This is a genomic window from Campylobacter sp. MG1 (assembly GCF_026616895.1).
In the GTDB taxonomy this organism is placed as follows: domain Bacteria; phylum Campylobacterota; class Campylobacteria; order Campylobacterales; family Campylobacteraceae; genus Campylobacter_E.
Map to the genome: position 1 here is coordinate 49,921 of NZ_JANYME010000002.1, position 26,736 is coordinate 76,656.

28 protein-coding genes are annotated in these 26,736 nt (G+C 25.6%); 20 read left to right on the plus strand and 8 right to left on the minus strand.

Annotation, left to right across the window (positions count from 1 at the left end; translation table 11 throughout):
* The first annotated feature begins 74 nt into the window (after positions 1-74).
* The 4 genes from NY022_RS01685 to NY022_RS01700 all read left to right on the plus strand — a co-directional run bounded on the left by NY022_RS01685 (position 75) and on the right by NY022_RS01700 (position 4,535).
* Positions 75-1,076, plus strand: coding sequence for a Fe(3+) ABC transporter substrate-binding protein (locus NY022_RS01685; RefSeq protein ID WP_267523283.1), 1,002 nt, complete (start codon positions 75-77; stop codon positions 1,074-1,076).
* Positions 1,067-2,662, plus strand: a complete 1,596-nt coding sequence (locus NY022_RS01690; protein ID WP_267523284.1) for an ABC transporter permease — start codon at positions 1,067-1,069, stop codon at positions 2,660-2,662. Before NY022_RS01685 ends, NY022_RS01690 begins: the two co-directional genes overlap by 10 nt.
* Complete coding sequence (locus NY022_RS01695) at positions 2,659-3,276, plus strand: ABC transporter ATP-binding protein (protein WP_267523285.1); 618 nt, start codon at positions 2,659-2,661, stop codon at positions 3,274-3,276. Before NY022_RS01690 ends, NY022_RS01695 begins: the two co-directional genes overlap by 4 nt.
* A 533-nt stretch (positions 3,277-3,809) precedes the next feature.
* Positions 3,810-4,535 carry a hypothetical protein gene (locus tag NY022_RS01700; protein WP_267523286.1) on the plus strand — a complete coding sequence of 242 codons (726 nt, stop codon included), beginning with the start codon at positions 3,810-3,812 and terminating at the stop codon, positions 4,533-4,535.
* Between the two features lie 540 nt (positions 4,536-5,075).
* On the opposite strand, the gene NY022_RS01705 is transcribed toward NY022_RS01700, so the two are convergent.
* A complete protein-coding gene (locus NY022_RS01705) occupies positions 5,076-5,783 on the minus strand; it encodes a transporter substrate-binding domain-containing protein (protein ID WP_214117787.1) in 708 nt (235 codons plus the stop codon).
* A 232-nt stretch (positions 5,784-6,015) separates the two neighbouring features.
* On the opposite strand from NY022_RS01705, the gene NY022_RS01710 reads away from it, so the two are divergent.
* The gene (locus tag NY022_RS01710; RefSeq protein WP_267523287.1) at positions 6,016-7,578 is read left to right on the plus strand and encodes an amidohydrolase; all 1,563 of its coding nucleotides are present in this window, start codon (positions 6,016-6,018) and stop codon (positions 7,576-7,578) included.
* A gap of 14 nt (positions 7,579-7,592) precedes the next feature.
* Here the strand turns inward: NY022_RS01710 and NY022_RS01715 are convergent, their stop codons facing one another.
* Positions 7,593-8,300, minus strand: coding sequence for a substrate-binding periplasmic protein (locus NY022_RS01715; RefSeq protein ID WP_239803086.1), 708 nt, complete (start codon positions 8,298-8,300; stop codon positions 7,593-7,595).
* Between the two features lie 233 nt (positions 8,301-8,533).
* Here NY022_RS01715 and argF point away from each other — a divergent pair, with 233 nt between their 5' ends.
* From argF to NY022_RS01770, 11 genes are all read left to right on the plus strand, one after another.
* Positions 8,534-9,469, plus strand: a complete 936-nt coding sequence (argF, locus tag NY022_RS01720) for an ornithine carbamoyltransferase (RefSeq protein WP_214117790.1) — start codon at positions 8,534-8,536, stop codon at positions 9,467-9,469.
* A 74-nt stretch (positions 9,470-9,543) separates the two neighbouring features.
* Positions 9,544-10,875 carry a signal recognition particle protein gene (locus tag NY022_RS01725; RefSeq protein WP_214117791.1) on the plus strand — a complete coding sequence of 444 codons (1,332 nt, stop codon included), beginning with the start codon at positions 9,544-9,546 and terminating at the stop codon, positions 10,873-10,875.
* 92 nt (positions 10,876-10,967) lie between these two features.
* On the plus strand, positions 10,968-11,192 hold the full coding sequence (rpsP, locus tag NY022_RS01730) for a 30S ribosomal protein S16 (RefSeq protein ID WP_214117792.1): 225 nt from the start codon (positions 10,968-10,970) through the stop codon (positions 11,190-11,192).
* Positions 11,192-11,437, plus strand: coding sequence for a KH domain-containing protein (locus NY022_RS01735; RefSeq protein ID WP_214117793.1), 246 nt, complete (start codon positions 11,192-11,194; stop codon positions 11,435-11,437). The genes rpsP and NY022_RS01735 overlap by 1 nt, the downstream gene beginning before the upstream one ends.
* Positions 11,430-11,948 carry a ribosome maturation factor RimM gene (rimM, locus tag NY022_RS01740; protein WP_267523288.1) on the plus strand — a complete coding sequence of 173 codons (519 nt, stop codon included), beginning with the start codon at positions 11,430-11,432 and terminating at the stop codon, positions 11,946-11,948. The genes NY022_RS01735 and rimM overlap by 8 nt, the downstream gene beginning before the upstream one ends.
* Entirely contained in the window at positions 11,948-12,664 is a 717-nt protein-coding gene (gene trmD, locus NY022_RS01745; protein WP_214119529.1) for a tRNA (guanosine(37)-N1)-methyltransferase TrmD, read from the plus strand. The genes rimM and trmD overlap by 1 nt, the downstream gene beginning before the upstream one ends.
* On the plus strand, positions 12,654-13,010 hold the full coding sequence (rplS, locus tag NY022_RS01750) for a 50S ribosomal protein L19 (RefSeq protein ID WP_214117796.1): 357 nt from the start codon (positions 12,654-12,656) through the stop codon (positions 13,008-13,010). The genes trmD and rplS overlap by 11 nt, the downstream gene beginning before the upstream one ends.
* Before the next feature lie 43 nt (positions 13,011-13,053).
* Entirely contained in the window at positions 13,054-13,530 is a 477-nt protein-coding gene (locus NY022_RS01755; RefSeq protein ID WP_267523289.1) for a GNAT family N-acetyltransferase, read from the plus strand.
* Positions 13,531-13,901: 371 nt separating this feature from the next.
* Positions 13,902-17,351, plus strand: a complete 3,450-nt coding sequence (locus NY022_RS01760) for an acyl-[ACP]--phospholipid O-acyltransferase (RefSeq protein WP_267523290.1) — start codon at positions 13,902-13,904, stop codon at positions 17,349-17,351.
* Between the two features lie 17 nt (positions 17,352-17,368).
* On the plus strand, positions 17,369-17,917 hold the full coding sequence (locus tag NY022_RS01765) for a hypothetical protein (RefSeq protein ID WP_267523291.1): 549 nt from the start codon (positions 17,369-17,371) through the stop codon (positions 17,915-17,917).
* 346 nt (positions 17,918-18,263) lie between these two features.
* Positions 18,264-19,319, plus strand: a complete 1,056-nt coding sequence (locus tag NY022_RS01770; protein WP_267523292.1) for an SLC13 family permease — start codon at positions 18,264-18,266, stop codon at positions 19,317-19,319.
* A 62-nt stretch (positions 19,320-19,381) separates the two neighbouring features.
* Here the strand turns inward: NY022_RS01770 and NY022_RS01775 are convergent, their stop codons facing one another.
* The 4 genes from NY022_RS01775 to NY022_RS01790 form a co-directional block, all read right to left on the minus strand.
* On the minus strand, positions 19,382-19,795 hold the full coding sequence (locus NY022_RS01775; protein WP_267523293.1) for a MarR family winged helix-turn-helix transcriptional regulator: 414 nt from the start codon (positions 19,793-19,795) through the stop codon (positions 19,382-19,384).
* 30 nt (positions 19,796-19,825) lie between these two features.
* Positions 19,826-20,683, minus strand: a complete 858-nt coding sequence (locus tag NY022_RS01780; protein WP_267523294.1) for an MBL fold metallo-hydrolase — start codon at positions 20,681-20,683, stop codon at positions 19,826-19,828.
* A gap of 157 nt (positions 20,684-20,840) precedes the next feature.
* Positions 20,841-21,197 (minus strand): cupin domain-containing protein, encoded by a 357-nt coding sequence (locus tag NY022_RS01785; RefSeq protein ID WP_267523295.1) that lies wholly within the window; start codon positions 21,195-21,197, stop codon positions 20,841-20,843.
* A 58-nt stretch (positions 21,198-21,255) separates the two neighbouring features.
* Positions 21,256-21,678, minus strand: coding sequence for a MarR family winged helix-turn-helix transcriptional regulator (locus tag NY022_RS01790; protein ID WP_267523296.1), 423 nt, complete (start codon positions 21,676-21,678; stop codon positions 21,256-21,258).
* Between the two features lie 389 nt (positions 21,679-22,067).
* Here NY022_RS01790 and NY022_RS01795 point away from each other — a divergent pair, with 389 nt between their 5' ends.
* Positions 22,068-22,658, plus strand: a complete 591-nt coding sequence (locus NY022_RS01795; protein ID WP_267523297.1) for a DedA family protein — start codon at positions 22,068-22,070, stop codon at positions 22,656-22,658.
* Positions 22,659-22,688: 30 nt separating this feature from the next.
* Here the strand turns inward: NY022_RS01795 and NY022_RS01800 are convergent, their stop codons facing one another.
* Positions 22,689-23,549 carry a LysR family transcriptional regulator gene (locus tag NY022_RS01800; protein ID WP_267523298.1) on the minus strand — a complete coding sequence of 287 codons (861 nt, stop codon included), beginning with the start codon at positions 23,547-23,549 and terminating at the stop codon, positions 22,689-22,691.
* A 111-nt stretch (positions 23,550-23,660) separates the two neighbouring features.
* On the opposite strand from NY022_RS01800, the gene NY022_RS01805 reads away from it, so the two are divergent.
* The 3 genes from NY022_RS01805 (at position 23,661) to NY022_RS01815 (ending at position 26,266) form a co-directional block, all read left to right on the plus strand.
* Complete coding sequence (locus NY022_RS01805) at positions 23,661-24,824, plus strand: iron-containing alcohol dehydrogenase (protein ID WP_267523299.1); 1,164 nt, start codon at positions 23,661-23,663, stop codon at positions 24,822-24,824.
* The gene (locus tag NY022_RS01810) at positions 24,790-25,236 is read left to right on the plus strand and encodes a cyclophilin-like fold protein (protein WP_214150203.1); all 447 of its coding nucleotides are present in this window, start codon (positions 24,790-24,792) and stop codon (positions 25,234-25,236) included. The genes NY022_RS01805 and NY022_RS01810 overlap by 35 nt, the downstream gene beginning before the upstream one ends.
* A 394-nt stretch (positions 25,237-25,630) precedes the next feature.
* Positions 25,631-26,266, plus strand: coding sequence for a hypothetical protein (locus NY022_RS01815; protein WP_267523300.1), 636 nt, complete (start codon positions 25,631-25,633; stop codon positions 26,264-26,266).
* Between the two features lie 89 nt (positions 26,267-26,355).
* Here NY022_RS01815 and NY022_RS01820 read toward each other — a convergent pair whose 3' ends face one another.
* Positions 26,356-26,733, minus strand: coding sequence for a hypothetical protein (locus tag NY022_RS01820; protein ID WP_267523301.1), 378 nt, complete (start codon positions 26,731-26,733; stop codon positions 26,356-26,358).
* Between the last annotated feature and the right edge of the window lie 3 nt (positions 26,734-26,736).

The following is a 26,736-nucleotide window of genomic DNA, read 5'->3' on the forward strand; positions in this document are numbered from 1 at the left end:
TTATTTTTTATGAATATGAAAATAATTACTAATTTTTGTTAAAATGCGAACTAATTTCAAATTAAGGAGAAAAATTGAAAAAGTTAGCTTTAACAATTCTAACAAGCAGTGTGCTTTTAGCAAATGGTGTGGTGAATGTCTATACTTCAAGGCATTATGATTCGGACAAAATCGTATTTGACGCATTTACAGCAAAAACAGGTATCAAGGTTAATTTAGTTCAGGATAAAATTGACCCACTTATTACTAAACTAGAGCAAGAAGGCAAAGATACTCAAGCTGATTTGTTTATGACAGTTGGAGCTGGAGATTTATACAAAACAAAATCAAAAGGCTTATTACAACCTTATTCATCAAAAATAGTTGATGAAAAAGTTCCTGCAAAATTTAGTGATAAAGACAAAACTTGGGCAGGAGTAACCTATAGAGCTAGAGTATTTGTGTATGACCCAAAACAAATTAACGAAAAAGACCTTAGCACTTATGAAGCATTAGCTGATGAGAAGTTTAAAGGCAAGGTTTTAACTCGCTCTTCAACAGCTTCATATAATCGCCATTTAATAGCATTTATGATAGCAAAAGATGGGCTTAACCAAACTCAAGATTGGGCTAAAAAATTAGTTGCTAATTTTGCAAGAGAGCCAAAAGGCAATGATAGAGACCAAGCAAAAGCAATTGTAAGTGGCACAGGGGCAATTGCTATTATGAATAGCTATTATCTAGGTAGAATGTCAGTATCAAAAGACCCGATTGAACAAGAAGTATTCAAAAATCTTAAAATATTCTTCCCAAATCAAAACGATGGTGGAACGCATATAAATATAAGTGGAGCAGGTATTACAAAATATGCTAAAAATGTAAAAGAAGCAACCGCTTTAATGGAGTTTTTAGTAAGTAAAGAAGCTCAAGAGATTTTAGCTCAAACAAATTACGAATTTCCAGTAAATAGCGAAGCAAGTCCTGCTGATGTGGTTAAATCATGGGGTGAGTTTAAAGCAAGTGAAATTGATTTTAACGAGATAGCAAAAAATCTTGAAACCGCTCAAGTAGTAGCTGATAAGGCTTTATGGAAGTGAGAAGATTAAGCGATTTTTTAGCTTATTTGATATTATTTATAATATTAATTCCTATTTTTTATATTATATTTTTTATAACACAGCCGATTAAAGAAAATACGGCTGTGCTATTTGATAGCTACTTAGTAGAATATCTAAAAAATACAGGAATTATTGTGCTATTTACCCTGATTTTTTCTACGATTATTGGGGTATTTTTAGCTTATTTTGAGAGTTTTTATGAGTTTAGATTTAGGAAATTTTTTAAGTTTTGCTTGGTTTTACCTTTTGCAATTCCTAGCTATTTGTTTGCCTATGTTTATGCTGATTTTTTCTCTTATTTTTCTTGGTTTAATATATTTTTAAGAGATACATTTAATATTAAAATCCATTTTGATATGATGAATATTTATGGAGTTATTTTTGTATTTTCAATATCGTTTTTTCCTTATACTTACATACTTACAAGGGGATTTTTAGCTAGATTTGCTTCTAGTTTAATTTATAGTGCAAGAAGTCTAGGTAAAAATGAATTTGAGATATTTTTTAAAGTCATTTTGCCTTTATCAAGACCTGTTATTGTAGCTGGTGCAAGTTTGTGTGCTATGGAGACACTTAATGCTTATGGAGCGCCGAATTATTATGGTCTGCATGTATTTAGCACAGGTATTTACAAAGCTTGGATTGGATATGGGGATTTAAATGCTGCTATTAAATTAGCTGTGATTTTATTATTAATAGTATTTTTTATCTTATTTATTGAGAAAATCACTCAAAGACCTTATGAATTAGGTTCAAAACAATATGCACTAACAAGGACACAACTTAGCAAAAAAGCCGAAATAATTGTGCTTAGCTTGTTTTTTATAATTTTATTTATTAGCTTTATTTTGCCTGTTATTCACATTTTAATATGGTTTAAGAGAAGTTATTTTGATGTTGATTATGCTAATTTATTTGCACTTAGTAAAAATAGCTTTTTTTTAAGTATAGCTTCTAGTGTGATTATTTTGATAATTGCTTTATTTTTAGCGGCAAATCAACGCTTTAAAAACAATAAATCAAAATTAATAATAAGCTCTTTAGCAAATATGGGCTATAGCATTCCTGGTTCTGTTGTGGCTGTTTGTATGCTTGTTATGTTTATTTTCATAGATAGAAGTTTGGCTTCTTTTTATGCTTACTTAGGAATTAATAAGAGTTTGTTTTTAACCTTAAGTCCTGTGATTTTGATATTTGCTTATGTTGTTAGATTTTTATCATTAGGTTTTAATTCAATTAATTCAGGGCTTAATAGACTGCCTAGCTCACTAACTAATGCAAGGCATAGCTTGGGGATAAATCCTTTTAAAGGCTTTTTTAAGGTTGAGTTTGTTTTGATAATCCCTAGTTTGCTTAGTTCATTTATATTGATTTTTATTGAAGTGATTAAAGAATTGCCTTTAGCAAGTTTGCTTGCTACGAGTGAATTTAAAACCCTTTCGTTTGAGATGGATAGATATGCAAGTGATGAGCAGCTTGCTATGGTTAGTGCTCCTGCACTTGTGGTTGTATTAACTTGCTTTATATTATTAGTTATATTTAATTTGATTAAGGAAAGAAAATGAATTATTTTGAGTTTAAAAATGTGAGTTTTGGATACGAAAAGCCACTTTTTACAAATCTTAGCTTTAGTTTAAAACAAGGAGAAAAATTAGCCATACTAGGAGAAAGCGGCAGTGGTAAAAGTACAATTTTAAAGCTAATTGCAGGATTTAACGAGCTAAAACAAGGAGAAATCTTTTTAGATAATGAAAATATTAGCAAAATTCCAGCTTATAAAAGAAATATAGGATTTTTATTCCAAGATTATGCTTTATTTCCACATTTAAATGTATTAGAAAATGTTATGTTTGGTATAAAAGATAAAGATAAAAAACAAATTGCCTTAGATATTTTAAATTCTTTAGATATAAAAAATCTTTTTAATTCTTATCCTAAGACTTTAAGCGGTGGTCAGCAACAACGCGTCGCACTTGCAAGGTGTATTGCTCAAAAGCCTAAATTATTGCTTTTAGATGAGCCTTTTTGTGCATTAGATGCTAATTTACGCTCTAGTGTTAGGACATTTGTTTTGGATTTTTTGAACAATTTAAACTTAACTTGCATTATGGTAACTCACGATTTAGCTGATGTGAATGCTTTTAAATCTTCAGTTTTAAAACTTTCTTGTAATAATTAGTTCTAAAAATTAGACATAGATTAAATTATAAATTTTAAGTTCTGTTTTCTTAGATTTTTAATACCTTATTAAACGCTAAATAAATTTAAAACAAACAATTTAAAGTTTTATAAACAAAAAAGTATAAAAAATCAAATCATAAGATTTATTAATTTAAAAATATAAAAAAATAAATAGTGAATTTTACACTCATTTATATAATAAAATCAAGCTTTAAAATACCATAGTAACAAATATAAAAATGCTATTGTTTATAATAAATCAAATGATTTGTTTAGATAATTTTAATCTTTATGTATTAAAGCTTTGTTTTAGATAAGATGCCTAAATAAACTAATTTATCCACTATTATCTTATATTACCCTACCCTAAAAAATCATTATGATTTACAAATAGCTTATAAATTCGTTTTAGCTTTTTTAAATCAATAATTCAAATGTCATCTATATAAAATTTACAATATATTTAAAATTTTAAGCTTCTTTTAATGGGGGGGGGTAAAATTAATCAATATTTTTAGTATAAGGAGATTTATGAAAAAATTTTTATTTAGTACAGTTTGTGCCTTAGCATTAATTGGTTGTGGCGATAGCAATATAGATATTGTAAAAAACGCTACTTTGGATATAAATAAAACTATGACAATAGGTGCAGCGATTGATGGCTCTAAACAATGTGAAAGTGTAAAATGGGAGGATACTAGTAAAGATGGGCAAAATATAGTAACCGCAACTTGTGAAATTAAAAAAGAAATTTTAGAAAATGAATTTAAAGAAGAGCAAAAAGCTTTTAATTTCAAAAAAAATTTTAATGAATTAAAAATTACTTCAGAATATTTAACTATCGCAAAGGATTTAAGAAATAAATGTAAGAGTGATTTAAAACTTCCAGATAATCAAGGAATTTTAGAACTTACTAAAAAACATTGTGAATTACATAAAAGAACTAAACTTGAATTTTCTATATTAGTATGTAAAGAAACCATAAGTGAAGAGATAAACAAATTTAATTGTACTCCTAAATATGATTCTTATTATTTAAGTAGTCTTTTAACACCACTTGCGTATTATGTTGCAGTAGGAGAAGAAATTGTTTTATTTGAAACTCCTAAAGAAGTAAAATCAAGAATTTATAAAATTAATTTTTTTGTAAATACTGATAAAAGCGTTGATGTTAAAGATGCATTTGTAATTAATGATGGCGAAGAGGACAAAGTATATTACTACGATAGCTTATTAAGTAAAATTTATAAAAGATAAGAAAATAATAAAAATTAAAATATAACTAAAAATAAGCCTTTCATTATTACCTAGTTTGAAGTAAAAAAGCACCCTACTTCAAACTAAGCTAATCAAAAAAACATAAAAATACTTTGAAAAAAACTAAACTATGAAAAATATAAATCTAAAAAATTTTTAAAATAAACTTTCAAAATTTTATATATATGAGAAAAATATAATACTTAAATAAAATCATATTATTATGATAAATTTACACACAAAATAATAAATTAGAAATTTATAAAATGTAAATATCCTATGCACGATTTAGCCAATGTAAATGCCTTTAAATTTAAAAATTAAATATATAAATTTTACCTTTAAAAATATTGCTAATTTTTATCTAATTTATTTAAAAGTGCTATAAATTAATTTTTATAATTTTAATATTATATAAATTTAGCAACATTTGTGAATAAATCACAATAAACCCAAGCATCAATTTTATATACTAAAAATTTATTAATAAATTATATTTTATAAATAAAATATTTATGCCTAAATACTAGGCATAAATATTTAGTCTAAATTATATTTTTGTAACAATTTTAAATAAGTTCCATCGTTTTTAAATTTGTTAATTACATTATTAAAATCATCTCTTAATTTAGTATTGCCTTTTTGAAAAGCTATGCAAGTTCCAGCTATTGGAGTTTTTGCGAATACTTCAAAATCATCATAATTTTTAGTATAACTCTTAGCAACAGCAGCTTCTAATACAAAACCATCAATTTTGCCATTTAAAGTAGATAATACAAGTGGAATGTATTCAGAATTTAAAAACGGAACTACGCCTTTAATATTAGATATTTCATCAGCTTGCAAAGTTCCTATTTGTGCGCCTAAAATAGCTCCTTTTTCAAGGTCTTTTAAAGAATTTAGCTTTTTATTACTTTTTAATTTGATATAGTGGTTTTCACTTTCTATTATTGGATTTGAAAACTCAACATTTTTAGCTCTTTTAGGTGTGTAACTCATACCTGATGCAATAATATCAATCTTTTTTGATTTTAAAGCTAGTATTAAACCATCAAAAGACATTGGAATAATCTCAATTTTTATATTTAACTCCTTAGCAATTTCTCTTACTAAATCAATCTCAAACCCCACAATTTCATCATTTTCCATATACTCAAATGGTGGGAAATCAGGCGATAAACCAACTTTATAAATCTCTTGTGCGAAAAGCCCTAAAGCTAGCAATGTAGCTATAAAAATTTGTTTCATAATAATCTCCTAAAAATTAATAAAAATAAAAAATGTAAAAAATAAAAAAATAGAATAAAAGAAGTGATAAGTTTTAACGCAGATTTGATTTATTTATTTGTAATTTTTCCATTTGTCCTCCTTAAAAATATTACTTATAATAATCAAAAAAGTAAAATATGTTAATTATAATATGTGTAATTTTAAATTAAATATAAAAAATGTAACATTATGTAACATAAAGGAATAGATTATGAAAATAGGTTTTGTTAATGCTAAAGTTTTTACAGGTAAAAACGAAAATGATTTTATAAGCGAATTTAGTATAAAAAACTCCAAATTTTGTGAAATCAATAATGTAAATAGAAATGATTGCAATAAAATCATAGATTTAAAAAATGCCTGCGTTATTCCTGCATTAAGCGATACTCACACGCATCCAACATATGTATCACAAATAATAGATAGTCTAGCTTGCACTAAACCTTATGTGGCAAATATTCCACAATTAATAGAATTTTTAAAAACTTCACCAAATTATGGTAAGGAAAATAAATGGATTAAAGGTTGGTGTTATGATGAATCAAAACTAGATGAAAAAAGAGCTCCTACTATAAAAGATTTAGATTTGATAAGCTCAACACAACCAGTTTTTATATTAAGAAGTTGCTGTCATTCTTGCGTTTGCAATTCTAAAGCATTAGAACTAGCAAATATTACAAAAGACACAAAAGAGCCTAAAGGTGGAAAAATAGGCAGATTTGAAGACGGCACTCCTAATGGTATTATGTATGATTTAGGTGCATCTATGTTAATTCGCAATGCAATGGAAAAAGAAAGCTTAGAAGATGAAGCAAAAAAATTAGTAAAATTAGGCGAAATTTATGCAAGTTTAGGAATAGTAAATATTAGTGATATGATGTGTTATTCTAAACCTTTAAAAGCTTATGAATTATATAAATTAGCAAAAAATATGGGTTTAAAACAAAGAGTTAGTTTATATCAAGTTTATAAAGACGCTAAAGAATTTGGCTTATTTAAAAGCCTAGAAGATATTAAAACTAATGGAATTAAATTCTTTGTAGATGGCACTATATCATCACAAACTGCATTTACTCATAAACCTTATAAAAATAGCGACAATTATGGGGATTTAGTATGTAATATTAATGAAATTAAAGAAGCCATTGATTTTGCAAAAAATAATAATTGCCAAATAAGTTTTCATCTAATGGGAGATAAAGCTATAGATATAGTAATTGATAATCTTACAAGCTATGAAAATTGGTTAAAAGATTATCCTAGCGTTAGATTTGAGCATGCTTCTATGCTAAATTTAAAACATATTGAAAAAATAAAAAAGTTAAAAATAAAAATTGCTATAAGCACACAACCAATATTTCAATACGCTGAATATACAAGCTATGAAGATGCGTTAGAAGATGATAGATTTAATTCAATTTGTGCTTTAAACACATTAAAAGAACATTTAGATTTAAGCATTTCAAGTGATGCACCAGCTACAATTCATCACGAGCCTTTTAATTTATTTGTAAGTATTAATGCAGCTGTTGTAAGAACTAATCCTAACGGCAAAAACTATAATAAAAATGAAGAAATATCAGTTGAAGATGCAATTTTAATGCTAACTAAAAACTCACAAAATATCCTAATGCTAAAAAATTGCACAACTATTGAAGATGGTAAAAGTGCTGATTTTATTGTCTTAGATAATGATATTTTTAGTATTGATAAAACAAAAATAAAAGATATAAAAGTTCATCAAACTTGGCTAAAAGGCGAAAGAATTTACTAATCCTTTTTCAAGGATTAGTTTAAATTATATTTTTCTAATAATTTTAAATAAGTTCCATCTTGCTTAAATTTCTCAATAGTTTTATCAAAATCATCTCTTAATTTTGTATTACCCTTTTTAAAAGCTAGGCTCATTCCTTCAATACTAGAAGTAGCAAAAACTTCTAAATTTGGATACTTTTTCATATAACTTTTAGCGACTGGTTCTTCCATTACAAAACCATCAATTTTACCATTTAAAGTAGAATTAATAAGCACTATATATTCTTCGTTTAAATACGGCTTAACACCTTTTAAATTAGTTATTTCGTCAGCTTGAAGAGTGCCTATTTTTGCCCCAATTATTGCACCATTTGATAAATCATCTAAAGAATTTATTTTATCATTTCCTTTTAACTTCAAATAATAATTTTTGCTATCAAATATGCTTTTTGTAAATTCAGCATTTTTAGCTCTTTGTGAAGTATAACTCATACCTGCTGAAATAATATCAATTTTACCCACTTTTAAAGCCGCAATAAGCCCATCAAATGGCATTGTAACAGGCTCAACCTGAATACCCAACTCCTTTGCTACTGCTCTTACTAAATCAATCTCAAATCCTACAATTTCACCATTTTCTATATAATCAAATGGTGGATAATCATATCCTGTGCCAACCTTATAAATCTCTTGTGCAAAAAGCCCTAAAGCTAGCAATGTAGCTATAAAAATTTGTTTCATAATAATCTCCTAAAAATTAATAAAAATAAAAAATGTAAAAAATAAAAAAAATAGAATAAAAGAAGTGATAAGTTTTAACGCAGATTTAATTTATTTATTTGTAATTTTTCCATTTGTCCTCCTTAAAAAAATTGATAGGATTATACTTAAAAAATCAATTATTTAATATAATATATTTTAAAAATTTAAAATCATTTAAAAAATAGTATAAAAATGTAACAAAAGGAGAAAAAATGAAACTAACAAACAGAGATTTTCTGACTTTAAAAGATTTTAGTAAAGATGAAATCCTAGCACTTATTAAATTTGCAAAAGAGCTAAAAGAAAAGAAAAAGCAAGGTATAACAGGCAATCATTTGCAAGGAAAAAATATAGCTTTAATATTTGAAAAACCATCAACTAGAACAAGATGTGCATTTGTAGTAGCTTGTAACGATGAAAAAGCTTATCCTGAATATTTAGGTGCTAACGATATACAATTAGGCAAAAAAGAAAGCATACAAGATACCGCTAGGGTATTAAGTAGAATGTTTGATGGCATTGAGTTTCGCGGCTTTAATCAAAGTGATTTAGAAACCTTAGCAAAATATAGTGATGTTCCTGTTTGGAATGGTTTAACAAACGAATTTCATCCAACTCAAATTCTAGCCGATATGCTAACTATTTACGAGCATTTTAACAAACTAGAAGGGCTTAATTTTGCATATATTGGAGATGGTAGAAACAATATGGCAAATTCTCTTATGATAGGTTGTGCTAAATTAGGATTAAATTATATAAATATTAGCCCTAAAGAACTTCATCCTGATAATGAATTAATAAATCTTTGCAAAAGTTTTGCGAATAACTCAAGTATAAAAATCAGCGATAATATTGAAGATATTAAGGGTGCTGATATTATATATACTGATGTTTGGTGCTCTATGGGAGAAGAAGAAAAAGCAAAAGATAGAATAAATATTTTAAAACCTTATCAAGTAAATGATGAATTGCTTTTAAAAACTGGAAAAAATACAATAATAATGCACTGCTTACCTGCAGTAAAAGGTAATGAAATTACAGAAAATGTATTTGAGAATAATGCTGATATAATTTTTAATCAAGCAGAAAATAGAATGCACACTATAAAAGCTGTTATGATTGCTACTATTTGTGATATAGATATATAATTTATTAAACAAATATAAAGCATTTGGGGTTATAATTACCCCTTTTTTAAAATTTAAATTAAAGGATATTTTTAATGTTTGAGTTGATTAGTGATTCTTTTAAGCAAGCGGTAAATAAATTAAAAACAATAGATGATGAAAAAGCGTTAAAAAACGCTATGGAAACTCTTAAAAAGTCTTTATTAAAGGCTGATGTTCATTTTAAGGTAACGAAAGAATTATTAGTTAATGTAGAAAATGAAGTAAAAGCAAAAGGAATCGGTCAAAAGCATTTTTTAGATGCAATTAAAAATAACCTTACAAACATACTAACACCAGAAAATAAAATAAGCGAATTTAGATTTTCTCCAAGTGGTTTAACATCTGTAATGATGATAGGCTTACAAGGTGGTGGAAAGACAACTAGCACGATAAAATTAGCAAATTATTTAAAACTTAGAAAGAAAAAAGTTCTAGTAGCAGCGTGTGATTTACAAAGACTTGCTGCGGTAGAGCAATTAAGACAATTATGTGAAGCTAATGAAATTGATTTATTTTCAATGGATAGCAAAGACCCTTGCGAAGTAGCGAAAAATGCTCTTAACAAAGCTAAAGATGGCTTATATGATGTATTATTAGTGGATACTGCAGGTCGTTTAGCGATTGATGAGCCTTTAATGAATGAATTAGCTCGTGTAAAAGATATAATAAATCCTTATGAGAGTTTTTATGTAGCTGATGCTATGAGCGGTCAAGAAGGTGTAAAAACTGCAGAAACATTTAATGAAAAAATAGGCATTAGTGGTGTTATTTTAAGTAAATTTGATGCAGATACTAAAGGCGGGGTTGCTTTAGGTATAGCAAAATTATTAAATCTACCTTTAAAATTCGTAGGTATTGGTGAGAAGGTAGGAGATTTTGAGAGTTTTGTTCCAGAAAGAATTGTTGGTCGTATTATGGGAGAAGGCGATTTAGCAACTTTAATGGAAAAAACTTCAGCAGTTTTTGATGAAAAAGAAGCAAAAATCTTAAGCAAAAAAATCAAAAAAGGTGAATTTAATTTCAATGATTTTATAAACCAACTTGAAAGTGTAAAAAAATTAGGGAATTTAGGTTCATTAGTTGGAATGATACCAGGTCTTGGTGGCATTGCTAATAAAGTAAAAGATATAGATTTAGAAAGTTCTAAAGAAATGATACATATAAAGGCAATGATTAGCTCAATGACACCAAAAGAAAGAGAAACTCCAAGCCTATTAAACAATGCTAGAAAAGCAAGAATTGCAAAAGGTGCAGGTCTATCTCAAATGGAAGTTAATAGATTTTTAAAACAATTTGAAAATGCATCAAAAATCGCTAAAAAACTTTCAAAAGGTGGTATGAAAGGGTTAGGTTCTATGCTAAATCAAGGAAATTTTCCAAAATAATTAAAAATTTTTAAAGCTTTAAACTTATTTAAAGCTTTTTTATAGACAATTTTTGTTTATAAAAAATCTTTAAATCAATCAAGGAGAAAATAATGACAGTTGTAAGACTAACAAGAATGGGTAGAAAAAAGCGTCCTTTTTATCGTATCGTAGTAACAGATAGCAGAAAAAGAAGAGATGGCGGTTGGATTGAGAGTATAGGATATTACAATCCTATGAGCGAGCCTGAAACAATCAAATTTGATGCTGAAAGACTAGCTTACTGGAAAAGCGTAGGCGCTAAATTAAGCGATCGTGTAGCAAGAATTACAAAATAATGGTAAAAGAATTTATTTTTACATATGCAAAAACAATAGCCGCAAATCCTGAGCGGCTAGAAATTTTTGTAGAAGAAAAAGAAAATAACCTAATAGATATTGTTATTATGGCTACTAAAATAGATGCCGGAAGACTTATTGGAAAATCAGGAAAAATCATAACCGCAATTAAAACAATAGCAGTTAATCACAAAAATACTCAAAAATTAAATTATAAAATCACGGTAAAAACTTTTGATGAATAATCTAGTTTATGTTGCTAAAATTGGTAAAACTCACGGATTACTTGGTTTTTTAAAATTTCATAATAAAAGTGATTTTTACGAACAATTTAAACCTAAAGCTGAATTTTTTGATAAAAATGGTAAAAAATTCATAATTAAATCTTTTGATTTTTCAAATTCTTTAGTGCAATTTGTAGGATATGAAGATGTAAATAAGGCTAAAGAACTTGTAAATATGGAGCTTTACTCTAATATTGAAAATACTAGAAAAAATATTAAGCTTAAAAAAGATGAATATTTTTATTTTGATATTATTGGGTTAAAAGTATATCAAGATGATGAGTTTTTAGGTAGCGTTGTTGATATTTTAGAAACAGGAGCTAATGATTTATTAGAGATAAAAACTAGCGATGAATTAGTAAATTTAGGCTTATCTAAGAGTTTTTATATACCTTTTCACAATAATTTTATAATTTCAGTAAGTGATATTATCAAGGTAAATAATTCTAAAAGTATTTTAGAAAATTCGTAATGAAATTTAATTTTATAAGTTTATTTCCAAATCTAATTGAAAACTATTTTAATGAAAGCATTTTAAAAATTGCAAGAGAAAAAGAGCTTATAAAACTACATTTTGACAATCCTAGAAATTATTCTACAAACAAACATAATAAAGTAGATGATACGAAAATCAGCGGCGGAGCAGGTATGCTTATGGCTTGCCAGCCTTTATTTGATTGTTTAGAAAATTATAAAAATTCTCATATTATATTTTTAAGCCCTACAGGAAAACCTTTTAAACAAATTGATGCCAAAAGACTTGCTTTAAAAAGCGAAATTACTTTTGTATGCGGAAGATATGAAGGTATTGACGAAAGAGTGTATGAAAATTATGCTAATGAGGTTTTTAGCATAGGTGATTTTGTCCTAACGGGTGGGGAATTAGGAGCTCTTTGTATGTGTGATGCAATTGCTAGAAATATAAATGGAGTAATAAAACAAGAAAGCTTAGTAGAAGAAAGTTTTGAAAATTATTTATTAGAAGCTCCATCTTTTACTAAACCTTTTATATTTGAATATAAAAAAAATAATATTTTTAAGAAATTTTATTCAATTTCAAGTTTTGTTAAGGGTAATCACGCTAATATTAGCCTTTTAAAAAATCATCTATCGTTTTGCAAGACCAAATTCCACCGCCCGGATTTACTTGCTAAGCACAATAATTTAAGGAAAAACTATGAGAAATAAATATATTGAGCAGTTTGAAGCTAAACAAATTGAAGGAAAAAATATTCCTGATTTTAGAGCTGGCGATACATTAAAACTTGCTATTCATATTAAAGAAGGTGATAAGTCAAGGGTTCAAAATTTTGAAGGTATTTGTATAGCTCGTCGTGGTCAAGGCACAGGTGAAACTTTTATGGTTCGCAAAATTGGTGCAAATGGTGTTGGAGTAGAAAGAATATTCCCAATTTATTCTGATAGTCTAGAAAGTATTACGGTAGTTCGCCATGGTAAAGTAAGACGCTCAAGACTATTCTATCTACGCAGATTACGCGGTAAAGCTGCAAGAATTAAAGAACTTAAACGCTAATATTACGGAGATTTTTCTCCGTTTGTAGAATTTCGTTTATAGAATGATTACAATACAAAAAGCTTCAGAAAAAGATTTAGATTTAATCTTAGAATTTATTAAAAAATTAGCTGATTATGAAAACTTATCAAGTAGCGTTGTAGCTACTAAAGAACTTTTAAAAGAAAACTTATTTATAAAACAAAAAGCTTATGTTTTAATAGCTTATTATGATTTAAAGCCTGTTGGATTTGCTTTGTATTTTAATAATTTCTCTACATTTTTAGGAAAATGTGGAATTTACTTAGAAGATTTATTCGTTGATGTTGAATACAGAAATAAAGGAATAGGAAAAGCACTCATAAAAGAGCTAGCTAAAATAGCTAAACAAAATGATTACGAAAGAATTGATTGGGTTTGTCTTAAAGACAACTATCCAAGTCTTGAAGTTTATAAAAAAATAGGAGCTAACACAAAAGATGAATGGCTACTACATAGACTTGAAAAATCAGATATAAACAACCTTTTAAATAATAAATAAGTTATCTTAACTATGTATAAAAATCACTTAAAATATAAATAATAAGAAATTAAATCATACATTTAAAATTCTTAAATTAATACCTTAGCTAAATCAATAATTTAATAACTTTTAAAATCACTAATTATTGTTTAATTTTAGATTTTTAAACAATTCTAGCTAAATTACTTTTAGCATTATAAGCTTTTATTACCTATAAATATTTTAAGCGTTTAATAAAACTAAAAATACTCATAAATACATTTATTTTTCAAATTCCAAAACAATTAATAATCAAACCAATCATATTTATAACCACCTTATAAAGCGTTATAACTAATTTACAATAAAATAAAAAAATAGTTAAATAAATTATTTCTTAGGGGTTATAAATGAGAAACGATTTTTTAAAAATCAATGGAATAATCGCATTTTTATTAGTTGGGTTTTTGAATGCTTTTGTTGATTTAGGACATAAAATCATCATTCAAAACACGGTTTATAAGATTTATGATGGCAGTACGCAATTATTTTTAACCGCAATTATTAATGCTTTAATTTTATTACCTTATATTTTTAGCTTTTCAATATCAGGATTTTTAGCTGATAAATATCCTAAAAATAAAGTTATGAAAATAACTGCTTTAGCAAATATATTTTTAGTATCAATCATTTGTTTTAGTTATTACAATGGTTATTTTTATCTAGCCTTTATAATGACGCTTATTATGGGTATTCAATCAGCCTTATATTCTCCTGCTAAATATGGTTATATTAAAGAGCTAGTTGGTATCAAACAACTTGCTATGGGAAATGGTGCTATAAATGCAGTTAGTATTGTGGCTATTTTGTGCGGAATGCTTGTATTTTCTTTAGGTTTTGAATTATTATTAAACGAGTTTAGCACGAGTAAGGATATATTAACTCAAGTAGCTCCACTAGGCTTATTACTAGTAGCTTTTAGTGTTTTAGAATTTATTTTAGCGTCTAAATTACCGCAGGTTAAAAGCGAAAATTCTAATTTAGCATTCAATAAAAACGATTATTTAAAAGGAGTTTTGCTTAAAAACAACCTTAGCTTAATATTTCAAAATAAAGTAATTTGGCTATGTATAATAGGAATTGCCTTCTTTTGGGCTATTTCTCAATTATATTTAGTATCTTTTCCTGTATTTGCTAAGTTTCATCTAAATGAATTAAACACCTTTTATGTGCAAGGCGTAATGGCAGCTAGTGCAATAGGCGTTATTGTAGGCTCAATAATTGCAGGTAGATTTTCTAAAAACTACATTGAATTAGGGCTTATCCCGCTTGGTGCTTTAGGATTATTTTTAAGCTCATTATTAATAAGCTTTCTTAATAATTTATTTGCCTTTGCACTTGTATTTTTTATATTTGGCATATCTGGGGCAATATTCACAATCGCTCTTAATTCTTTAATACAATTTAATGCTAAAGAAAATGAATTAGGTATAGTCTTAGCAGGAAATAATTTTATTCAAAATATTTTTATGCTAAGTTTTGTCATACTTGCTACTTTTTTTGCTTATTTAGAAATTGATGTTTTATATTTGTTTTATTTCATTGTAGTTGTGAGTTTTTTAGGCTCTTTTTATGTATTAATAAAACTGCCTTTTTCTTTAGTAAGAATAATAGTAAGCCTTGCTTTTTATCAAAAATATAGATTATTAGTAGCAGGGTTTGAAAATATTCCACAAAATAAAGGAGTGCTATTATTAGGCAATCATATTTCCTTTATTGACTGGGCTATCATACAAATGGCAATCCCTAAAAAAGTGCATTTTGTAATGGAGAGAAAATACTATCAAAAATGGTATATTAGAATGTTTATAAAGCATTTTGGAGTAATCCCTGTAAGCTCTGCTGCAAGTAAAGAAGCCTTAGAATTAATTGCAACTTATATCAAAAAAGGCGAAATTGTTTGTATTTTCCCTGAAGGAACTCTATCAAGACACGGACATTTAAATGAATTTAAAAGCGGATTTGAATTAGCGTGCAAGGATTTAAGCGAAGATGATGGGATTATAATTCCTTTTTATATCCACGGGCTTTGGGGTAGTTCGTTTTCAAGAAGTGATGAAGAATACAATCTAAGAAATAAAAAAATCGGTAAAAGAGAAATAGCAATAGCATTCGGAACAGCCCTTAGCATACATTCAAGTAAAGAATTAGTAAAAGCTAAAGTATTTGAACTATCATTCTTAGCTACAAAAACTCAAAGCGATAATCTAAAAACAATAGAAAAAGCCTTTATCCTAAGTGCTAAAAAATACTCACAAAATATAGCGATAAACGACCCTTTAGCAGGAGATATAAGCTACAAAAAACTCCTAGCATTAAGCCTAGTGCTTAGTAAAAAAATCCCTAACGATGAAAATATAGGCATATTATTACCTGCTTCATTTGCTTCAACGCTTGTAAATCTAGCTAGTTTATTTGCTGGAAAAACCATAGTAAATCTAAACTACACCGCAGGAATAAAAGCAATCAATCAAGCAAAAGAAAGTGCAAATATAAAGCATATTTATACATCATCTAAATTCTTAGAAAAGCTAGAAAATAAAGGCTTTAAATTAGAATTAGAAAATGTAAATATCATTTATTTAGAAGATTTAATAAAAGCTATAAAAAAAGAAAAGCTAGATATTATCTTTAAACTCTTTTTAATAAGTATCTTACCTAGCTTTATGTTACAAGCCTTATTTACTAAGAATTTAAGCAATGAAAAAACAGCTGCGATTTTATTTAGTAGTGGTAGCGAAGGAATGCCTAAAGGAGTTATGCTAAGCCATAAAAATATTTTAAGCAATATTGCTTCAATTTCTAGCATAATTTGTGCAAAAGATGATGATGTAATACTCTCATCTTTACCACCATTTCACGCATTTGGACTAACCGTTACTACCTTTATGCCTTTAATAGAAGGGATAAAAAGTGCAACTTGTGCTGACCCTACCGATGCTTTAGGCGTTGCAAAAACTATAGTAAAAAATAATGTTAGCATTATGTGTGCAACTTCTACATTTTTAGGAATTTATGCAAGAAATAAAAAAATAGATGAAATTATGTTTGATAGCCTTAGAATTGTAGTTGCAGGTGCTGAAAAATTAAAGCCCGAGATTAAATCAGCTTTTGAACTAAAGTTCAAAAAAAATATTTACGAAGGTTACGGAGCTACCGAGACAACACCTGTTGCAAGTGTGAATTTACCTAATAAATTTGATAGCACATATTGGCAACTACATAGAGCAAATAAAGACAAAAGCGTAGGTATGCCTTTACCTGGCACTGCTATTAGAATAGTTGATCCACTAAGCTATGAAGAATTAAAAGCAAACGAAGATGGACTTATTTTAATAGGCGGACACCAAGTAATGCAAGGATATTTAAATAATCCTGAAAAAACTGCCGAAGTTATAAAAGAAATAGATGGCATTAGATGGTATAACACAGGAGATAAGGGACATTTAGATGAAGATGGATTTTTATACATTGTAGATAGATATTCAAGGTTTGCAAAAATTGGTGGAGAGATGATTTCTTTAGGACTTGTTGAAAGTGAAGTTGCTAAAGTGATTAATAATGATGAAGTAAAACTCTGCTCTACTTCTTTAGAAGATGATAAAAAAGGCGAGATGGTAGTTTTATTAATTGAATGTAGTGAAGAAAAATTTGATTATTTTGTAGATTTAATAAAACAAAGCGAAATACTAGCAATTTATAAACCTAGTAAATATATTTTGATAAAAGAAATTCCATTATTAGGCAGTGGAAAGGTAGATTATAAAGAAGCAAAAGCCCTAGCTAAAATGATGATATAAAAAAATAAGGGAGCGATATGAAAATTTTAACAAGTAATTTATTAATTATTTTTTTACTTATATTATTTTCAGGATGTGCAAAAACACAAAAAACGCTTATACCTGTTGCTGGTAATTATAATTTTAATAAGATTGAATTTGAATTTTATCAGCAACATTTTCCAAAAGATGAGAGCAAATACATTACAAAAGATTTTATAGAAGATAAATTTAATTCTGAAATAATTAAAAATTTAACCGAAAATAATATGTTAAATAAAAATTCAACTGATAAACTTGTAATAAGTATTTATTTTAGGCGTATTTTTAAAGGAGAAGATTTTCCAATCAAAAAATTAAGAAGCGATAGCATTGCCTTTCCTAGATTAAGCTATAGTTTTAAAATTATTCGCAATGAAAAAGTTTTAAGGTATAAAGAACGCTTAAATTTAATATATAACCCAGGTTTTATTAAAAATATTCAACATATATTATGTTTAGATGAAACCAAAGAAAGAGAAGTTAATGCTATAAATGCTTTGTCTAAAGAAATTGTAGAAGATATTAAACAACAAAATAATTATTAAAACTATTTGAATTTTTAGAAAATATAAATGGCATAAAAAATTGATAAATTGAGAAAAATTCAATTTATCAAATAATAAATAAAAACAAAAATATTTATTAATAAATAAAGCCTTAAAAAAATGTAAATATTAACAATGATAATTTGCATTGTAAATTTAAAATATATTTTAAAACTAATCATAAAACAAGCTCTAAAATAGAATACATATTTTTACTATAAACCATTTGCTATTTATTATCAAAATAATTTGCAAAATATCTAAATTTTTATGTAAAAATCCTTAAAATATAATCCTTGAAATATTGATAAAATTATTATATGTTATAATCATACAGGAATTATTTATGTTGATAAAAAAAATAGATTTTGTATTAATTATTAGTTTTGTCTTAGCATTGTTTAGTTTAATTTTAAATTTTAATTTAAATTTAGCATATGAAAGTATAAACTTTAAAACCATTATTTTACTTTTTATATTTATGTTGAGTTTAAAAACCTTAGAATTAAATAATACTTTTATTTATTTAGCTAATAAAATTACTTCAATTTTTAAGTCAAATTTATCAATAACTTTTGCTATCACAAATACAACATTTTTTTTATCAATGTTTATCACAAATGATGTTGCACTAATAATTTTAATTCCATTTACTTTATACATGCTACAAAATATTAATATTAATAAAATATTAATATTATCTTTACAAACAATAGCTGCAAATTTAGGCTCATCTTTAAGCCCTTTTGGTAATCCGCAAAATATTTTTATATATACTTTTTATAGTTTAAATTTATTAGAATTTATTAAAATTATTTATCCATATGTTTTATTATCTTTTTTGTTATTAAATATAATAATTTTTATATTTTTTAAACCAAAAAAAATAAATATAAAAAATCAAAAAATAAAATTAAAAAATTCATATATTGATTACATAGTATTTTTAATATGTATTCTAGCTGTTTTAAATATAGTAAATATAAATTTCGCTTTTATTATAGTATGCTTTGCAATTATTTTTAAAAATTATAAAATATTTTTTATGATTGATTATACCCTACTTTTTACATTTATTTTTTTATTTATTTTTGTTGGTTTAAATATTGAAAACTTATCTAAATTCTTATTATTTAAGGATATGGTATTTAATGCTATATTGTTATCAAATTTTATTTCAAATGTCCCTGCTACACTACTCTTACATAACTTTATGAACTATCAAGAACTACTAATAGGTGTAAATATAGGTGGACTTGGGACATTAATTTCATCTATGGCAAATTTAATAACTTTTAGACTTATAAAAAATCAAATAAATAGAATAAAATTTTTAATAATTTTTAGTATTTTAAACATAATATTTTTAATAATATTAATAGTATTTTATACAATAAATTAAATTTAAATATCATTTTATCCATAAAACTAATTATTATATGATAAATAATAATTCATTTTTAATTATTTACTAACAACTTTATTAATCGTATCAAGCTTATTTAAAAAGTCCTTTAATTCTTTTTCATCTTTAAAAACACTTAGAATTTTATCTAACATAATATTGTCTATTTTGGTGCAAATTAGTGCTAATTCTTTGGCTTTTTTTGTAGGACTTAAAATAAAGGCTCTTTTATCATTTTGATTAGTTTTTCTAATTACTAAATCTTTTACAACAAGCTTATCAACTATTGCTTTTATTGTGTTTTGGTCTTTTTGGGTAAGTTCTGAAAGCTCTTTTTGTGAGATTTTTGGGCTTTTACATAAAGCATTTAATACTATCCATTGTTCAGGTGTAATGTCTAAGTCTAAAAATGATTTATGTAAATGCTGATAAATAATTCTAGCAGTCGCACAGATTTTGATACCTATATTCATATTTTCTCCTTGCAACTGCTATTTTAACTATTAATTGTTATTTAATTTTGCTTTTATATGTCCTTTGTATTCTTTATACCAAGCATCTATGCCTTCTTTTCCTATGATATATGGATGAGTTTTGAAATTATTATTATAAATATTTTCTAATTTTTCATATCCATTATCCTGAAACAAATGTGATTCTAACTTTGCTACTACATTGTTTTTATCAAGCTCTTTTTTAAACTCATCTAAAGATTTATCATAAGCAATTTGTAGATTTTTATCTTTTGAAATTCCATTTCCACCCCATAAAAATACATTAAATTTCTTACCATTAAACGAGCTTTCAAAGATAATTGAAGTAGTTCCTATGGTATGTCCTGGGGTTAAGAAAGTTTTGATTTCTTTATTGCCAAGCTTTATTATTTCTTTATCTTTTAGTAAATGATTAATCGTTGGCTTAGGGTATTTTGGGTCATTTGGGCCTTCGTTATATGAATACATAAAATCCTTATCAATAGCACTCATCATAACTTTTGCGTTATATTTATCTTGAAAATACTTAGCCCCACCATAATGATCACCATGCCCGTGAGTAATTAAGATAATTTTTACATCTTTTGGGTCTAAATTATAAGCTTTTAACCCATCTTCAATCACTTTTGCATCATCATTATCCCACATAGCATCAATTAAAATTATTCCTCCGCTAGTTGTTATTGCGTATGCTACAACGCTTTTTGTCCCAAGACAATAAACATCATCAAAAACCTTAGTAGGCTTTAGCGGAGTATGGTCGTGTAATAATTGTAAAAGCTCCTTAGGGGGCGTGTCATCATTAGCTAATAAATTAGCACCTAAAATACTAAATGCACAAAAGAAAATCGTTGCAAATCTTTTCATACTAGACCTTTCTTTAAAAATTAATATGTATGCGTATTAAATTTACACCATAAAAATTAACACGCTAATAACATAAAATAAAAAACCAGACTAGTTAAATTTAACTTTATAATAATTGATATTATTTTAAAAAACTAAAACAATATCAATACAAAAATTATTCTATAATCCCATCAGTCATAGTATAATTTTTAAGAGAATTTTCTTTTGTTTGAATGCAAATATAATTTAAATCACTATTAGCAAAAATTTGTCTTTTAGTTCTAGGTGATATTCTTATTATATCTCCTTTTTTTATATTAATTAGTTCGTTATCTAATTTTATACTACCATCACCGCTTAATATAATATAAATTTCTTCATTTTCTTTGTGATAATGAATAAAAGGTACATTTGTGTTTGCATTAAGTGTATTTATACTTATTTCACAGCCAGTAAATCCAAGCTTATCCTTAAGCTCAACTCTTTGCAATTTAGAAAAATCTCCTAAAGTTTCAATACTAAAATTTGACATTTTATCTCCTTAATAATTAGATATCTAACTATTTTAAAATAAAAAACTTAAAATTTTATTATTTTTCTATATTGTTTAACATTTTTTGAAGCAATTCTTCTATAAAAAGTTTTTCTGCATTTGAAAAATTAGCAAATAATCTATCAAAAACTATACCTGAAATTTCAGCAAAAATTTCTTTAAGTTCCATAGTTTTAGTCGTTGCTTTAATAAGTGTCATTCTGCTATCATTTTTGCTTTGACGCTTTGATATATAGCCTTTAGATTCTAATTTATCTATCAAAACACTAACTGTTGCCTTGCTTCTATGAATTTTTTGTGCTATTTGCACCATACAATATTCATTGCCATCAAAAAGTATATTTAAAATATCAGCATGAGAAAATGATAGCTCAAATTCAATTCTTTTACTAAGCTCTTGAAGTATCATTTCATTTGCTAATTCTTTAATTCTCCCCATTAAAAATAAACTTGAATTCATTATTATCCTTTACTTTTTCACATTATACTTTTAATAAATATACATAATTATTATTTAAGAATTTTATATGAAAATTTTAATGATTTTTTTCATATTTATAAATTTATATGGATTCCAAGTTGATTGTTCTAAAAAATAATATTGTTCCCAGATGCAAAACTATGAAGTAGCTAAAGCACATCTTAAACAATGCAATAATCAAAAGACAGATGGTATTCCTTGTGAAAAACAACATTATAAATAATATTTTAAATAAAATTTATTAAATATAAATAAATTATTAATAAATTTTATATTTATTGAATATTAATAAAATTATTTTTTAATTTTCTTTGATGATTATTTTTACTTTTAAATGATATTATCCACGATTTATTTAAAGGATTTTTATGAATGAAATAATTAATTTTATACTTGATACTGCTAGTACTTGGGGCTATCTTGGAATTATTTTTTTAATGACACTTGAAAGTTGTTTTATCCCATTTCCTAGTGAAGTAGTTATGATTCCAGCTGGGTATTTATCGCAAAAAAATGAATTAAATTTATGGCTTTGTATTTTTTGTGGAGTTTTAGGGAGTGTTTTTGGCGCCTTAATAAATTATTATATTTGTTATTTTTGGGGTAAAAAATTAATAATAAAATACGGTAAATTTTTTGGCATAAATGATGAAAAATTTCAAAAATTTGAAAATTTCTTTAACAAACACGGTGAATTTTCTACACTTACTTGTAGATTAATTCCTGGGATTAGACAATATATTTCAATGCCAGCAGGACTTTCTAAAATGAAACTAAAAAATTTCATATTTTTTACAGCTTTAGGAAGTTTTATTTGGGTTAGCATACTAGTTTTTTTAGGATATTTTTTAGGGCAAAATGAAGAGTTAATTAAAATATATTTAAATAAAATTTTAATAATATGTTTCATAATAATAGGACTTAGTAGTATTTTATATATTAAATTTCGTAAAAAATAAATATAATTTGAAATTCTTAGGAATTTCAAATTAGTTTTTTAAGTCTTTTCGCAATTCTTTTAAAAAAATCTGTGCTGATTTTGATAAATTATCATTTTTATAAATTAGTTTTATATTTGAGCTAGTTTTTGGTTTTAATGGTATAAAGCATATTTCATCATCAGTTATAATATTATTTATACACAAAGCATAGCCTAAATTTTGCTTTACAAATAATGCCGCATTAAATAATAAATTATAAGTAGCCACTACATTTAACCTATCTTTATTTAGCCTTAAAATTTCTGGTAATTCTTGTGAAAAACCTTGGTTTGAAATAATTAGTGGTATTTTAAATAAATCACTAGCCTCTATAAAATCTCTTTTTGCTAATTTAGAATTCTTTTTTGCTAAAATTCCCCAATCATCACTATGTTTTAGATCTAAAACATTAAAATTATCCACATTAAAATTTTGAATTATCACAGCAAAATCAATCAAAGAATTATTTAATTTTTCTAAAACGCTTTCATAGTTTCCACTAAATATATGAAACTTAAAATTTTTATTTTGTAGTTTTTTAGCAGTTTTTGCTATTTTTGCTATTCCGATCGATTCAGCACAGCCTATATAAACATCTCCACCATTAAAATCTTTTAAATTTTTAAATTCTTGCTCGGTTTTATCAACTAAATCTAAAATATCACAAGCTCTTTTATAAAGCATTTCTCCTTCTTTTGTGAGAATGATTTTATAATTTGTCCTAATAAAAAGTTTTTGCCCTAATTTTACTTCTAAATCTTTTAATTGTCTTGATAGATTTGGTTGAGTAAGATTTAATTTATTAGCTGCTTTAGTTATGTTTTGTAATTTTGCAGATTCTATAAAGTATTTTAAAACTCTAATTTCCATAATATTCCTTAGAAATAATTAATTTTTATAATTAATTATATATTATAAGTATTTGATATTTCTTTTAAAAATAAATAAAATTATTTTACTTTTAAAACAAGGAGATTTTTTATGAATAATTTTATTTTTCACAATCCAACTAAGATTTATTTTACTGATGAAGTAGAGCAATCTTTAGAATTTGAACTAAGTAAATATGGTAAAAACATTGTTTTGGTTTATGGTTGCGGCTCGGTGCATAAAAATGGTATTTTTAACCAAATTGTAAAAATACTAGATAAATTAGGCAAAAATGTAGCATATATTGATGGTGTTATGCCAAATCCTACTTTAGAAAAATTAAACTCAGGTGTAAAGATAGCAAGAGAGCATAAAGCTGATTTTTTATTAGCTTTAGGTGGCGGTTCTGTTTGTGATTATACAAAAGCTTTAGCAGTTAGTATAAACTCAAGCGATGATTATTGGGATAGGTATTTTATAAATCAACTTGAGCCAAATTGTGATGTAGTTTCGCTAGGTTGTATTTTGACAATGTGTGGGACAGGCTCTGAAATGAATGGTGGTAGTGTAATTACAAATGAAAAAACTCATCAAAAAATAGGAAAAGTTTTTAATGATAAAAGAGTATTTCCTAAGTTTTCTATATTAAATCCTAAATACACTTTAAGTCTTAGCAAATACCAAATGATAAATGGAATTTATGATGCGTTTAATCATATTTTAGAGCAATATTTTTCAAAAGAAGATGATAATGTGAGTGATTATTTAGCAGAAGGGCTTATGCGTTCAATAATCTCATCAAGCAAAATTGCAAATAAAAATCCTAATGATTATAAGGCTAGAAGTGATATTATGTGGGCAAGTACTCTAGCATTAAATACTATGCTTCATTGTGGTAAAAATGGAGATTGGATGGTTCATATGATAGGTCAGGCAATTGGTGGCTTTACCAATGCAACGCACGGAGCTACTTTAAGTGCTATTAGCTTGGCGTATTATGAATATATAATGCCTTATAATATTGATAAATTTAAAAGGTTTGCTATTAATGTCTGGGGTATAAAAGATAATAAAAGCGATGAAGAAATAGCTAAATTAGGACTATTTGCTATGAGAGATTGGATGAGTGAGCTAGGTCTTTGTATGAATATAAAAGATTTATTAGTAGATGAAAGCTTGATTGAAGATATTGCTAATAATGTATTCATCTTAAATGGTGGTTATAAGGAGCTTAATAAAGATGAAATTATTCATATACTTAAGAAAAGTTTTTAGTATTTTTATTGGTTTAGGAGCTTTTTGTATGTTAAATGGATTTAGCAATGATGAAATATATGTTGAAATAAATAATCAAGAATTAAAAATAAAATTAGAAAGCAATTCATCATCAACTGCTCTTTATGAAGTATTACAAAAGTCTGATTTAAATATTTTAATGAATGATTATGGTGGGTTTGAAAAGGTAGGAAGAATTGATAAAAATCTTCCTACTAATGATAAATATTTTCAAGCTAAAGCACTTGATTTGATTTTATATAATGCTAATAATATAGTAATTTATTATGATAATAATTCTTGGAGTTTTACTAAATTAGGAACAATTTATGGCATTAGTAAAGATGAGTTAAAAAAGCTTTTAGGTAATGGCAAAATTAATGCTAGGTTTTATGTTAAAAATAAGGATTAATTATTATAAAAATAAAATTTATGCTTAAGATTTATGAAAATAGTTTTTATAAAATCTAAATTAATTGGCAAGGAAGTAGATGAAAATTTGCTTTATTTTCATTATTTAATATATTTCAGTAGGTAAAATGTATTTATAAATAGGCAAAATTAGGATTATATTAAAACAATGTTTTAATAGAGCATAATGTGGTATCGACTACTATAAGTTATGATATAAATTCAGATAGTAGTTAGTATGGTGATTACTAAAAGATATTGAAGAATTTCAAATAAAAATAGAAATTCCATTAAAATGTATCAAAAAAATAGCTAAATTATTAAAATTTAGCTACAAATACAAATTCATAAATTTTATTATAATAAAAATAATTAACAAAAAAAGGCTTTTTAAAATGTTTAATATTTTTTTAAATACTATTCTAAATATGCTTTTACTAAACTATAAAGCTAGTTTAAACAGAAGTGATTTTTTTAAATTTTGGGCGATTTTACTTGTGTTTTATAGTTGTTATTTGCTTTGTGGTTATTTAATGCTTTTGCTTGATATGTTTGAATATAAATTTACTTTTCATACATATTTTATAGAGATTTTTATAGTGCCATTTTTTAGCGTATTGTTTTTAAGCCTTATTTATAAAGCAAAAGCTAATAAATTAGCTTTATTTTGCTTAATCTTAGCGATGCCTGTGATTATTTTTGAGGGCTTAGTTAGACTAAATGATTTATTTGCCATGATAATTACTATATTTTTAGTTTTTATCGCTATATATTTTATGAAACTTATAATGCTTAAAAATACCACAAATCTTAAAATAAATTTAAGCAAAAAAGCTTTAATTTTAAGGCTTTTAGCTCTTTGTTTTTTAGCTTTTATTGTATTAACATTTCCACCTGATTTAAAATTTAATAAATATGGTTTTGGGATTAATTATATAAGTATTTTAAGCTTTTTTAACTTTATATTTTTAATCCCTAGTTTTATAACTATTTTGATATACCTAATCAAAAATTATAAAAGATTAAAATAAAAATTATTTATAAAATTTACTTATCATATAGTATTTAAAACTAACTAATAAATTTACAAAAAAAGTATTTAAAATAAGCTCTAATACTTTTAACCACATAATGATTTTCTTTGTTTATTTTCATTTTTATTGATTAATTCTTCTAATTTTTCTAAATCGCTTTTATTAAATTTATTAAAGGAAAGCTCATAAGAAATATAAAAAATCTTAAATCTTTTTCGCTTTAAAAAAATTCTTATAGTATTTTTAAAATTTGTTTTAAAAAAATAATACCCTTTAATATCATCATATTTTATTTTGCTAACTCCTAAGCCTTTTACAAACACCAAGCAATCTTCATAGCAAATCACTCTTTTAACACCACAAAATATAATTAAAGTGCATAATATAATTACTACGCCGATTATTTTATAAATAATTAATTCATCTTTTAAAAAGCTTACAATACTAATAAATGAAAGCAGCATTAA